Annotated in this window: 13 protein-coding genes; 2 read left to right on the top strand and 11 right to left on the bottom strand. The window is 62.1% G+C overall.

What is annotated here, in order from left to right; translation table 11 throughout:
• Position 1: 1 nt before the first annotated feature.
• From lipB to ACA047_RS03860, 11 genes are all read right to left on the bottom strand, one after another.
• Positions 2-649, bottom strand: coding sequence for a lipoyl(octanoyl) transferase LipB (gene lipB / locus ACA047_RS03910; RefSeq protein WP_497356855.1), 648 nt, complete (start codon positions 647-649; stop codon positions 2-4).
• Entirely contained in the window at positions 649-924 is a 276-nt protein-coding gene (locus tag ACA047_RS03905; RefSeq protein ID WP_123343933.1) for a DUF493 domain-containing protein, read from the bottom strand. Before ACA047_RS03905 ends, lipB begins: the two co-directional genes overlap by 1 nt.
• A gap of 80 nt (positions 925-1004) precedes the next feature.
• Positions 1005-2162 (bottom strand): D-alanyl-D-alanine carboxypeptidase family protein, encoded by a 1158-nt coding sequence (locus ACA047_RS03900; protein ID WP_497356853.1) that lies wholly within the window; start codon positions 2160-2162, stop codon positions 1005-1007.
• A gap of 169 nt (positions 2163-2331) precedes the next feature.
• The gene (locus ACA047_RS03895) at positions 2332-3357 is read right to left on the bottom strand and encodes a septal ring lytic transglycosylase RlpA family protein (protein WP_497356851.1); all 1026 of its coding nucleotides are present in this window, start codon (positions 3355-3357) and stop codon (positions 2332-2334) included.
• The gene (gene mltB, locus ACA047_RS03890) at positions 3357-4367 is read right to left on the bottom strand and encodes a lytic murein transglycosylase B (protein ID WP_497356849.1); all 1011 of its coding nucleotides are present in this window, start codon (positions 4365-4367) and stop codon (positions 3357-3359) included. Before mltB ends, ACA047_RS03895 begins: the two co-directional genes overlap by 1 nt.
• A gap of 17 nt (positions 4368-4384) precedes the next feature.
• Positions 4385-5488, bottom strand: a complete 1104-nt coding sequence (gene rodA / locus ACA047_RS03885) for a rod shape-determining protein RodA (RefSeq protein ID WP_497360212.1) — start codon at positions 5486-5488, stop codon at positions 4385-4387.
• 31 nt (positions 5489-5519) lie between these two features.
• Positions 5520-7415: a penicillin-binding protein 2 gene (gene mrdA, locus ACA047_RS03880; protein ID WP_497356847.1), complete on the bottom strand. Its 1896-nt coding sequence runs from the start codon at positions 7413-7415 to the stop codon at positions 5520-5522.
• A gap of 10 nt (positions 7416-7425) precedes the next feature.
• Positions 7426-7893: a 23S rRNA (pseudouridine(1915)-N(3))-methyltransferase RlmH gene (gene rlmH, locus ACA047_RS03875; protein ID WP_003185785.1), complete on the bottom strand. Its 468-nt coding sequence runs from the start codon at positions 7891-7893 to the stop codon at positions 7426-7428.
• 9 nt (positions 7894-7902) lie between these two features.
• Positions 7903-8397 carry a ribosome silencing factor gene (rsfS, locus tag ACA047_RS03870; protein ID WP_497356845.1) on the bottom strand — a complete coding sequence of 165 codons (495 nt, stop codon included), beginning with the start codon at positions 8395-8397 and terminating at the stop codon, positions 7903-7905.
• A 71-nt stretch (positions 8398-8468) separates the two neighbouring features.
• Complete coding sequence (gene nadD, locus ACA047_RS03865) at positions 8469-9185, bottom strand: nicotinate-nucleotide adenylyltransferase (RefSeq protein ID WP_497356843.1); 717 nt, start codon at positions 9183-9185, stop codon at positions 8469-8471.
• Positions 9154-10425 (bottom strand): glutamate-5-semialdehyde dehydrogenase, encoded by a 1272-nt coding sequence (locus tag ACA047_RS03860; protein ID WP_497356841.1) that lies wholly within the window; start codon positions 10423-10425, stop codon positions 9154-9156. The genes nadD and ACA047_RS03860 overlap by 32 nt, the downstream gene beginning before the upstream one ends.
• A gap of 197 nt (positions 10426-10622) precedes the next feature.
• Between ACA047_RS03860 and ACA047_RS03855 the strand changes: the two genes are divergently transcribed.
• Together ACA047_RS03855 and ACA047_RS03850 are read left to right on the top strand one after the other, a co-directional pair.
• Positions 10623-11309 carry a DNA-3-methyladenine glycosylase gene (locus ACA047_RS03855; RefSeq protein WP_497356839.1) on the top strand — a complete coding sequence of 229 codons (687 nt, stop codon included), beginning with the start codon at positions 10623-10625 and terminating at the stop codon, positions 11307-11309.
• 221 nt (positions 11310-11530) lie between these two features.
• Positions 11531-12847, top strand: coding sequence for a bifunctional DedA family/phosphatase PAP2 family protein (locus ACA047_RS03850; RefSeq protein ID WP_497356837.1), 1317 nt, complete (start codon positions 11531-11533; stop codon positions 12845-12847).
• The last annotated feature ends 8 nt before the right edge of the window (positions 12848-12855 follow it).

The following is a 12855-nucleotide window of genomic DNA, read 5'->3' as shown; positions in this document are numbered from 1 at the left end:
ATCAGTCGATTCCGCCCGTGAGGGTCGTCTGCTCAGCATAGTCGAGGTGTTTGACGAGCTGCGCGCGCAGCCGGGCACTTACCTCGGCAAATTCAATCGATCCTGTGTGATCGCGCAGCTGGGTCATCGCCAGCCCCGCATAGCCACAGGGATTAATCCGTCGAAACGGCTCCAAGTCCATGTCCACGTTCAACGCCAGGCCGTGAAACGAACAACCGTGGCGGATCCGCAAACCCAGGGAGGCAATTTTCGCCCCATCGACGTAGACACCCGGCGCGTCCGGCTTGGCCGTCGCTGTCACACCGTAGCTGTCCAGCAGCTCGATCAGGCATGTTTCCATGCGCGTGACCAGTTCGCGTACACCGAACCCCAGCTTGCGCACATCCAGCAACAGATAAACGACCAACTGGCCGGGGCCATGGTAGGTCACCTGCCCGCCCCGGTCGACCTTCACCACCGGGATATTCCCCGGCAGCAACAAGTGCTCGGCCTTGCCGGCCTGCCCCTGGGTGAATACCGGCGGGTGCTCCACCAGCCAGACTTCATCGTCAGCGGTGTTGCCGCGTTCGTTGGTAAAGCGTTGCATGGCATGCCAGACCGGTTCGTAAGCCATCCGGCCCAGCTCGCGAAAGCCCAGCGTGCCCGGCATCACAACACCATGTGCACGAAACCGGTCGCTCGCAGCTCGCTGTTGATGTCGTAGAGCTGTTCCTGACCGGTAGCAATGATGTGCAACTGAATGGTCGTGTACTTGCCGTTGGTACTCTGGCGCTCGGCCAGGGTCTTGTGGTCAACGGTGGCATGTTTTTCAAGGATTTCGATGATCCTGTCCTTGAAGCCCACACCGGTGTCGCCGATTACTTTGATCGGATAATCCGCGCAGGGAAATTCGATCTTTGGCGCCTTTACTTCTGAGTCTGTCATGGCGTAACGGCCTCGTAAGCCGTGGTAACGAACATGGCCCCGCACCAGTTGGGAACGGGGCCATGCAGGTCAACACTGAATCAGTTGAACAAGCCGTAGAAGAATAGACGGATGCTATCCCACATGCGGCGCAAGATACCACCTTCCTCGACCGCGTCCAGAGCGATCAGGTCGGCGCTGTGCACCACTTTGTCGTCCAGTTTGACTTCGACTTTACCGATCACATCGCCCTTGGCGATAGGTGCGGTCAGTTGGGGGTTCATGGTCATGCTGGCAGCGAGCTTCTTGAGCTGGCCTTTAGGCAGAGTCATGGTCAGGTCCTGGGCCAGACCGGCCTTCACCTGGTTGCTGGTGCCTTTCCAGACCTGGGCCTGAGCCAGCTCGGTGCCTTTCTGGTAGAAGGTCTGGGTTTCGAAGAAGCGGAAACCGTAAGTCAGCAGCTTCTGGGTCTCGGCGGCACGGGCCACTTCGCTGCTGGTGCCGAAAACGACGGCGATCAGGCGCATGCCGTCACGAACAGCCGAAGACACCATGCAATAGCCGGCTTCGTCGGTGTGGCCGGTCTTCAGGCCATCGACGGTCTTGTCGCGCCACAGCAGCAGGTTGCGGTTAGGCTGCTTGATGCCGTTCCAGAAAAATTCTTTCTGGGAGTAGATGGCGTAGTGCGCCGGGTCTTCGTGGATGATCGCCCGCGCCAGGACCGCCATGTCGTGAGCCGAGGAGTAGTGCTCGGGGTTCGGCAGGCCGGTGGGGTTCATGAAGTGGCTGTTGGTCATGCCCAGGTCGGCGACGGTTTTGTTCATCATGTCGGCGAACGCATCTTCGCTGCCGGCGATGTGCTCGGAAAGAGCGACGCTGGCGTCGTTGCCGGACTGGATGATGATGCCGTGCAGCAGATCGCTGACGGTCACTTGCGAACCAACCTTGATGAACATCCGCGAACCGCCGGTGCGCCAGGCGTTTTCGCTGACGGTCACAGGATCGTTTTCACCGATCTGGCCGCGACGGATTTCCAGGGTCGCGATGTAGGCGGTCATCAGCTTGGTCAGGCTGGCCGGTGGCAGGCGCTGGTCACCATTGTTCTCCACCAGCACGTTGCCGCTGCTGGCATCCATGAGCACGTAGGATTTGGCCGCCAGTTGTGGGGGCGACGGCATCATCTCGACCGCGAACGCGGCAGGTGAGAGAAGCAGCGGGACTAGCAGGCAAAGGCGTTTGGCAAAGGTGGTGATGTTCATCCGTCTCTCGAAATCGCTAATGGAAACTGCCCGGAGGCAAAACTAAACAGGCAACCTTCTAACGGGTTGCCGCGTATTTAAGCTGCTCACTCACATCCCTTGCCGGGCTTTTGTTATGCGTAGAGCCAACAACCTGACCCGCTCAAACCGCAAGCGGGCCTTCAATCAATCATTCCGCGGTGACCAGGCTCGGTGAGCCGAGATTGGCCAGGCGTACGCTGTTCTGCACTTGCTGGACTTCACCCGGAGAACCGATCGGCCCCAGGCGCACCCGATGCAGTGTCTGCTGGTTGCGCACGATCGAGCTGATGAACACCGGAGCGCTCACCATCGAGCTGAGCTTGGACCTGAGCAGTTCTGCAGCGTCCGGGTTGGCGAACGCGCCCACTTGCAGATACTGGCCAGACGCTGTTGCAGAAGCGTTTTTTTTTGCGTCGATCTGTACAGGCACCACGGCCGCAGCGTGTTGTTGCGGCGGCGGCGTCCACTGTTCAACCGTACCGGTGGAAGCCGTCACGGTCGGCGCGGCATTTTGCGCCACTTTCGGCTCGTTGAGCATCAAAGGCGCCGGACGGCCTCGCTGGGCCCACCACTCCTGCGGGTCGATCCCTTCGACCTTGACCCGCGCGGTACCGATTTCAGCGTAACCGAGCTTTTTCGCCGCCGCGTACGACAGGTCGATGATGCGGTCGGAATAGAACGGCCCACGGTCGTTGACCCGCAGAATCACGCTCTTGTTGTTGTCCAGGTTGGTCACCCGGACATAACTGGGCAACGGCAACGTCTTGTGGGCCGCACTCATGCCATACAGGTCATACACCTCGCCATTGGCGGTGTTCTGGCCATGAAACTTGGTGCCATACCAGGACGCCGTGCCCGAAGCGACGTAGCGCTTGGAGTCAGACAGCGGGAAATAGGTCTTGCCCAGCACCGTATACGGGTTGGCCTTGTAGGGACCGGTGTGCAGGGTCGGCGTCGCGTCGGGAATGCGCGAGACGTCCACGTCCCACCACGGCGCGCCATCCTTGTGGGCCCGGTTGATGTCCAGACCCGGCATGGCGCGCACGGCGGTAGCGGTTTTCTGGGTCGGTGCGCGGCTGGTCGAACAACTGACGACCAACAGCGACAGCGCGGCCAACGCCACGAATTTCAGGGGCTTGGCTTTCAGGGGTTGATAGGTAGGCAATGCCCGCATTATTTGACGCCCCGTGCTTTGACCAGCTCTTCAGACAGTTGATGCACGGCCATGGCGTACATCACACTGCGGTTATAACGCGTAATCGCGTAGAAATTCTTCAGGCCCATCCAGTACTCAGGGCCCTGCTCGCCTTCCAGGCGCATCGCGGTGACCGGCATGTCGTCACGCAGCGCATCATGACTCGACCAGCCCAACGCCCGCAACTCCCCGACGGTTTTCGTCGGTTCGATGCCCTCGGTCAGGCCCTCGTCCACGTGGTCGCCCCGAACGTCGGCGCGGCTGACAACAGGCTCGCCGGCCACCCAGCCGTGACGCTTGAAATAGCTGGCAACACTGCCGATGGCATCGGTCGGGTTGGTCCAGATATTAATGTGGCCGTCGCCGTCGAAGTCCACCGCGTAGGCCCGGAAACTGCTGGGCATGAACTGCGGCAGGCCCATGGCTCCGGCGTAAGAGCCCTTGAGGGTCAGCGGATCGAGCTGTTCTTCGCGGGCCAGCAGCAGGAACTCACGCAGCTCCTTGCGGAAAAACTCGGCGCGCGGCGGGTAATCGAAACCCAGGGTCGACAGCGCGTCGATCACCCGGAAATTCCCGGTGTTGCGGCCAAAGAAGGTCTCGACACCGATGATGGACACGATGACCTGGGCCGGTACGCCGTATTCCTGTTCGGCACGGCTCAGGGCGGCCTCGTGCTGACGCCAGAAATCCACGCCCCGGGCGATACGCGCCTCGGTAATGAACATCGGCCGGTACTCGCTCCACTGCTTGACCCGCTCGGCAGGCCGGGAGATCGCATCGAGGATCGACTGCTTGCGTTCGGCCTCGCGGAACACCCCCATCAGCTGTTCACCGGCAAAACCGTAGTCGCGGGTCATTTCACCGACGAATTCGGCCACTTGCGGCGAGCCTTCATACTCGCCAGCCAAGGTCTGCGGCGCACCGCCCAGGAAGCCGACCAGACCGATCCACGGCGCATACCGCGTCGACCAGCCACGCATTGCTTGCATTGAACTCTTCACCTTATTCAAACCTGCGCGATCCACTTGCGATGGGTATGGATCGACATCAAGACCCCAAACGCTGACAGTAGCGTCACCAGCGAAGTTCCTCCGTAGCTAATGAATGGCAACGGCACCCCCACGACCGGCAACAAGCCACTGACCATACCGATGTTGACGAAAACATAAACAAAAAACGTCATGGTCAGGCTGCCCGCGAGCAACTTGCCGAACAATGTCTGGGCCTGGGCAGTGATCACCAGGCCACGGCCGATCAATAGAAGGTAAATCAGCAGCAGCACGCAGATACCCACCAGGCCGAACTCCTCGCCCATGACGGCGATGATGAAGTCGGTGTGGCTTTCCGGCAGAAAGTCCAGGTGTGACTGGGTGCCCATCAGCCAGCCCTTGCCAAATACCCCGCCGGAGCCGATGGCGGCCTTGGACTGGATGATGTTCCAGCCGGTGCCCAGCGGATCGCTTTCCGGGTCGAGGAAGGTCAGGACGCGCTGCTTCTGGTAGTCGTGCATCACGAAGTACCACATCGCTACCGACACCGGTATGGCGGCAGCAATCACGCTGAGAATCCAGCGCCAGCGCAACCCGCCCATGAACAGCACGAAAGCACCGCCGGCCAGGATCAGCAGCGAGGTGCCGAGGTCCGGCTGGCGCACGATCAGGATGAACGGGATACCGATCAGCAACAGGCTGATGCACACGTGCTTGAGCTGCGGCGGCAAGGTGCGCTTGGACAGGTACCAGGCGATGGTCGCCGGCATGATGATTTTCAGGAATTCCGAAGGCTGGAAGCGGATCACCCCAGGGATGTTGATCCAGCGCGTGGCACCCATGGCGTTGTGGCCCATCACGTCCACCACCACCAGCAGGCTGACCCCAATCACATAGGCCAGCGGCACCCAGCGCGCCATGAACCGCGGTTCGAGCTGGGCAATGACGACCATCGACACCAGGCCAATGCCGAACGAAGTGGCCTGCTTGGCCAGCAGATCCCAGCTCTTGCCGCTGGCCGAATACAGCACGAACAGGCTGCCGGCGGCCAGCGTCAGCAGCAGGATCAGCAACGGGCCGTCGATGTGCATACGCTGCAACAGCGTGGCACGACGGCGCATCACGTCTTCGCTGGAGAGGATCCGGTCGAAATTATTCATCATGGGCAGTAGCCTCCGCAGTGGTGGGGCTTGCGTACTCAGGCTTGAGCTGGCCGTGCTCGTCCAACAGCCAGGCGTCCATGATCTGGCGCACCACTGGCGCGGCCACGCCGGAACCGGACTCACCGTTCTCGACCATCACCGCCACAACGATTTTCGGGTTGTCGGCCGGCGCAAAACCAACGAACAAAGCGTGGTCGCGGTGACGTTCCTGAACCTTGGAGCGGTCGTACTTCTCGCCCTGCTTGATGGCAACGACCTGGGCCGTACCACTCTTGCCGGCAATGCGGTATTGCGCGCCGATGGCCGCTTTGCGCGCGGTGCCCCGGGCACCGTGCATCACCTGTTGCATGCCGTTGTTGACCTTCTGCCAGTCCGACGGATTGTGCAGGATGATATCCGGCATCGGGTTGGGGTCTACCGGTTTCTGACCTTCAATGGTCTTGGCCAGGTGCGGGCGATACCACTTGCCCTTGCTTGCCACCAAGGCCGTGGCCTGGGCCAGTTGCAGCGGCGTCGCCTGCATGTAGCCCTGACCGATCCCCAGAATCAGGGTTTCGCCGGGGAACCACGCCTGGCGACGGGTCACTCGCTTCCACTCCCGGGATGGCATCAGGCCGGGTGATTCTTCGAACATGTCCAGGGACACTTTCTGACCGATGCCGAACTTGCCCAGGTAGGACGACAGCCGATCGATCCCCAGCTTATGGGCCAGGTCATAGAAGTAGGTGTCGTTGGACCGCATGATCGCCGTTTCCAGGTCCACATAGCCGTCACCGGTGCGGTTCCAGTTGCGGTACTTGTGGTCATAGTTGGGCAGCATGTAGTAACCAGGGTCGAAGACCCGGCTCGAGGCGTTCACCACGCCGGAGTCCAGGCCGGCAATCGCCACCGCCGGCTTGATGGTCGAACCCGGCGGATACAGGCCACGCAGCACGCGGTTGAACAATGGCCGGTCGATGGAATCGCGCAACTCGGCGTAGGCCTTGAAGCTGATGCCGGTGACGAACAGGTTCGGGTCGAAACTCGGCTGGCTGACCATCGCCAGGACCTCGCCGGTGTTCGGGTCCAGTGCCACCACCGCGCCACGCCGCCCGCCCAGCGCCGCTTCGGCGGCTTCCTGCAACTTGATGTCCAGGCTCAGGACGATGTCCTTGCCGGGAATCGGGTCGGTGCGCTTGAGCACCCGCAACACGCGGCCACGGGCGTTGGTCTCGACTTCTTCGTAACCCACCTGGCCGTGCAGCTCGGGCTCGTAGAAGCGCTCGATGCCCGTCTTGCCAATGTGGTGGGTGCCGCTGTAATTGACCGGATCGAGGGTCTTTAGCTCTTTTTCGTTGATCCGTCCCATGTAGCCGACCGAGTGGGCAAAGTGCGACCCCTGGGGATAATGCCGCACTAACTGCGCCACCACCTCGACGCCGGGCAGGCGGAACTGGTTCACGGCGATCAGGGCGATCTGCTCTTCGGTCAGTTCGAACAGGATCGGCACCGGCTCGAACGGGCGCCGCCCCTGGCGCATGCGCTTCTCGAAGATCGCCCGGTCCTCGGGCGTCAGCTGCAACACCTCGACGATGACGTCGAGCACCTGCTGCCAGTCGCCGGATCGCTCGCGGGTCATGCTCAGGCTGAAGCTGGGCCGGTTATCGGCCACCACCACGCCATTACGGTCGAAGATCAGCCCGCGAGTCGGTGGAATCGGCTGCACATGCACACGGTTGTTTTCCGACAGGGTCGAGTGGTACTCGTATTGAATCACCTGGAGGAAATACAGCCGCGCAATCAGCACACCGATCAGCGCCACCACCGTGATGGCGCCGAACACGACCCGGCCCCGCACCAGACGGGCGTCTTTTTCGTGGTCCTTGATGCGGATCGGCTGAGGCATGAGGGCAGGATTACTTGTGGTAAGGGTGCCCGGACAGGACTGTCCAGGCACGATACAACTGTTCGCCGATCAGAATCCGCACCAGCGGGTGCGGCAACGTCAACGGTGACAACGACCAACGCTGATCAGCGCGGGCACAGACTTCCGGCGCCAGCCCTTCCGGGCCACCGACCATAAAATTGACCGTGCGCGAATCCAGCCGCCAGCGATCGAGCTCGACCGCCAGTTGCTCGGTGCTCCAGGGCTTGCCGTGGACTTCGAGGGTGACGATCCGCTCGTTCGGCCCGACCTTGGCCAGCATGGCTTCGCCTTCCTGACGGATAAAGCGCGCCACGTCGGCGTTCTTGCCACGGGTGTTGAGCGGAATTTCCACCAGTTCCAGGGCCAGCTCGGAGGGAAGACGCTTGGCATATTCATGCCAGCCTTCTTCCACCCACTTGGGCATGCGAGAACCGACAGCGATCAGGCGCAGTCGCACAGCGGTCCCTTATTGCTGGTCTTTGTTGAGCTTGGTGAAATGCTCATGGGTGTTTTCCGGGCTGTGATGCGCGGCGCTGGCCGAACGGCTCTGCTCGGCACCGGCCCACAGGCGCTCCAGGTCGTAGAACTGGCGCGCCGAGGCGGTCATCATGTGCACGATGACGTCGTCCATATCCAGCAGCACCCAGTCGCTGTCGCCCTTGCCTTCTTCACCCAAAGGCTTGACGCCCTGAGCCTTGACCGCTTCACGGACCTTATCCAGCATCGCGCCGATCTGGCGGTTGGAGGTACCTGTCGCGATGATCATGAAGTCAGTGATGCTCTGCTTTTCACGAACGTCGATCACCTGAATGTCCTGGGCCTTGACGTCTTCCAGGGCCGCTACGGCAACCTTGACCAGCTCTTCGCCAGCCAGTACCACACCAGTGTGAGCCTCTACGGGCAGCGGAGCGCTCTTGAACGTGCCTTTGCGCTTTACTTTATTTACGTCTTTGTCAGTCATATAAAACTCGTTTTGCTCGTATGTTCGGGCGCTTCGTTACACGCATTCACGTGCCTTGAAGCGCACCTCTTTCAGTTCGACGCACGGTAAAGCCCGTGCGCATCGATGTAGGCCAGGACCGCGTCGGGCACCAGGAAACGTACCGACTTACCGCTGGCCAGCAGTTGACGGATCTGGGTGGCGGATACCGCGAGCGGCGTCTGCCAGACGAATGCAATCTGTCCGCTCGGCCCTTTCAGGGCCAGCGGGTCGCTCACCGAGCGTGCCGCCAGCAGGTTGCGCAAGGCATCCGGCGGCTCGCTGTCGGCATCCGGGCGTTGCAGCACCAGGATGTGGCAATGCTGGAGCAACTCTTCCCAGCGATGCCAAGTGGGCAGGCCGCAAAATGCGTCCCAGCCCAAAAGCAGAAAAACCTGGGCATCAGCGGCCAGTTCGGCCCGCATCAGCTCCAGGGTGTCGATGGAGTAGGACGGTTTGTCCCGCTGCAATTCGCGGGCGTCCACCACCAGCGGCGCCACACCGGCCACCGCGCACTCGACCATCGCCAGACGGTCCTGCGCCGATACCTGCGGCGTATCCCGGTGAGGCGGCCTGGCGCTGGGCGTCAGGCGTAGCTCATCGAGGGCCAGGGCATCGGCGACTTCCAGGGCACCGCGCAAATGGCCGATGTGCACCGGGTCGAACGTGCCGCCCAGGATACCGATGCGCCGGGGCGGGGTTGTCGTCACAGCGGCTGACGGGTCGAGATCGCCCAAGTCAGACCGGCTCCTGTCCGCGCAACTGGCCATCACCGACCACGATGTACTTCTCGCAGGTCAAACCTTCGAGGCCTACCGGACCGCGGGCGTGCAGCTTATCAGTAGAAATGCCGATCTCGGCACCCAATCCGTATTCGAAGCCGTCGGCGAAGCAGGTCGGGGTGTTGATCATCACCGACGCCGAGTCCACTTCGGCCACGAAGCGCCGGGTTTCGCCCAGATGTTCACTGACGATGGAGTCGGTGTGGTGCGAGCCGTGGCGGTTGATGTGTTCGATGGCCTGATCCAGCCCGTCGACCACACGAATCGACAGGATCGGCGCCAAATATTCAGTGTTCCAGTCTTCCTCAGTGGCCACAGCCGCCTCGATGATCGCCCGGGTGCGCTCGCAACCGCGCAACTCGACGCCTTTTTCGCGGAACTGGGCCGCCATCGACGGCAGGAAGTCCTGGGCAATGGCCTGGTCCACCAGCAGCGTTTCCATCGCGCCACAGATGCCATAGCGGTAGGTCTTGGCGTTGAAGGCGATGCGCTGGGCTTTCGGCAATTGGGCGTGGGCACTGACGTAAACGTGACAGATGCCGTCCAGATGCTTGATCACCGGTACGCGGGCGTCGCGGCTGACCCGTTCGATCAGGCCTCTACCACCACGGGGCACGATGACGTCGACGAATTCGGGCATGGTGATCAGCGCGCCGACTGCGGCGCGATCGATGGTTTCCACCACTTGCACCACGGCCGGCGGCAGATCGGCTTCGGCCAGGCCGCGCTGGATGCAGGCGGCAATGGCCCGGTTGGAGTGAATCGCCTCGGAACCGCCACGCAGAATGGTTGCGTTACCGGACTTCAGGCACAGGCTCGCGGCATCGATGGTCACGTTCGGCCGCGACTCGTAGATGATCCCGACCACGCCCAGGGGCACGCGCATCTTGCCGACCTGGATACCCGACGGCCGATAGCTCATGTCACGGATCGCCCCGACCGGGTCCGGCAGCGCCGCCACCTGGCGCAGACCGACGATCATGCCGTCGATGCGTGCCGGGGTCAGCGCCAGACGCTCGAGCATCGCCGGCTCAAGCCCATTGGCCCGCCCCGCGGCCAAGTCCAGCTCATTGGCGGCAGACAACTCGGCGCGAGCAGCGTCCAGCGCATTGGCGGCGGCTTGCAGGGCGCGGTTTTTCTGCGCGGTGCTGGCACGGCCGATGATGCGCGACGCTTGGCGAGCAGCGCGACCCAGGCGGGTCATGTAGTCAAGAACGGACTCAGTCATGGTCTGTGTGGTCTTGGCGTTGAGGAAAGCGGCAGATTATAGCTGTCGTATCCCCGGACTAACAGCAGGACTGACAGCATGGACTCACAGGGGTGACCGGCGGAGATCAAAACCTGCAGAAATTGCCGGTGTTCAGCGGTGATTAAGCTTTCCATTGCTATCATCGCGGCTCCTTTGGCCTCCCTTCGTCCATCGCCATGACCGATTTGTCGCACCCGCCATTGCCCAACGCCTTGCCCCATGGTTTTTTTGACCGCGATGCCCAGGTGCTTGCCCGGGACCTGCTGGGCAAAGTCATTCGCCACAAGGTCGGCGACCTGTGGCTCAGCGCGCGGATCATCGAGACCGAAGCGTATTACTTCGCTGAAAAGGGCAGCCATGCTTCGCTGGGCTACACAGAAAAGCGTAAGGCGTTGTTTCTGGATGGCGGCCACATCTATATGTACTACGCCCGGGGTGGCGATTCGTTGAACTTCAGCGCCCAGGGCCCCGGCAATGCGGTGCTGATCAAATCGGCGTACCCGTGGGTCGACGCTATTTCCGGGCCGGCAAGCCTGGCGCAGATGCTGCTGAACAACCCCGACGCCCAGCACCGCCCGCGCATGCCGCAGAAACTCTGTGCCGGCCAGACCTTGCTGTGCAAGGCGCTGGGCCTGAAAGTGCCGCAGTGGGACGCCAAACGCTTGGACCCCGAACGCTTGCTGGTGGAAGACGTGGGGGTGCCGACGGTCAATGTGATCCAGACCACCCGCCTGGGCATCCCGACGGGGCGAGACGAGCATCTGCTGTATCGCTTCGTCGACGCCGCCTACGCACCATGGTGCACCCGGAACCCGCTGCGTCGCGGACAGGTCGAAGGTCGCGATTATTTTTTGCTTTCCTGAATCAATGCAACACAAATACCCCTGCGGGAGCTGAGCTTGCTCGCGATAGCGTCGGCTCAGTTGAATTCATGCTGACTGACACACTGCTATCGCGAGCAAGCTCGGCTCCCACAATTGATCTTCAGTGATCGGTTTTTCGTTCGCAGCAGATCACATGTGGGAGCAAGCCCGCTCCCACAATAAAAAATGCAGGCTACTCAATACTCAATGGAGTTGTTTTTATGGGCCCATGGCTCGATAGCGTCACCGGCTGGCTGACCGTCAACCCGCAATGGCTGGCAGTGGCGGTGTTCATCGTCGCGTGTGTGGAGTGCCTGGCCATCGCCGGGTTGATCGTGCCAGGTACCGTGCTGTTGTTTGCGATCGCGGTGCTGGCCGGTAGCGGTGCGTTGCCCCTGGGCGAGACGCTGCTGCTGGGCCTGTTGGGTGGCTTGCTTGGGGACCTGGTGTCGTACTTCCTGGGCAGGCATTTCCACCAGAATATCCGGCGCCTGCCGGGGCTGCGGCATCACCCGGAATGGATGAGCGCAGCGGAAAACTATTTCCAGCGCTACGGCATTGCCAGCCTGCTGGTGGGCCGTTTTATCGGCCCGTTGCGACCGATGTTGCCGATGGTGGCCGGGATGTTCGACATGCCCTTCCCGCGCTTCGCCGCCGTCAGCCTGCTGGCCGCGACAGGCTGGAGCGTGGCGTATCTGCTGCCGGGCTGGGCCACCGGGGCGGCGTTCCGCCTGCCGCTGCCCGAAGGCTTCTGGCCACAGGCCGGTGTCGTGATCGGCAGCATCGCGGTGATGATCGGGCTAAGTGTCAACAGCAGCATGCGTCGTCATCGTCACGCCACGGCGCTGATTGCGGGCCTGGGCCTGGCGATCCTGATCGGCCTGTTCATTGGGTTTCGCTACCTGACGGCATTCGATCAGGGCCTGATGACCCTGGTCCAGGAGCATCGCAGCTCGACGCTGGATGAAATCGCCGTGACCTTCACGGTCATCGGCGAATTCCGCTACATGCTGATTTTCAGCACCTTGGTGACGGTGTTGCTGCTAGTGGCGCGCCAGTGGCGGCAGGGAATCTTTGCCGGCGCCACGATGCTGCTCACGTCCCTGGCCAATACGGGCAGCAAGCAGTTCTTCGCCCGTGTGCGCCCGGAAATACTGACCGACCCGCTGACCAGCTACAGCATGCCCAGCGGCCATGCCTCCGGCTCATTCGCGCTGTTCCTGGCCCTCGCCGTACTGGCCGGGCGCGGACAACCGCCACGCATGCGCCTGACCTGGCTGTTGCTGGGCTGTTTGCCGGCGCTGGCGATTGCCCTGTCGCGGGTGTACCTCGGGGCCCATTGGCCGAGCGATGTCATCGCCGGCGCCATGCTCGCGGCCTGCGTCTGCGCAGCCGTCCTGTGGTTGAGCCAGCGCCAGACCCCGCTGCCGGCCATGCCGCCGAAAGTCTGGTGGCTGATCCTGCCGGCGCTGGTGGCCGCGTTCAGCTTCTTCGCCCTGCGGCATCTGCCCCATGCGATGTTGCGGTACGCCTATTGAGGCCGGGA

The organism is Pseudomonas sp. LBUM1664 (genome assembly GCF_059695895.1).
The sequence above is the reverse complement of the archived record's forward strand: the minus strand, read 5'-3'. Positions and strand labels throughout refer to the sequence as shown.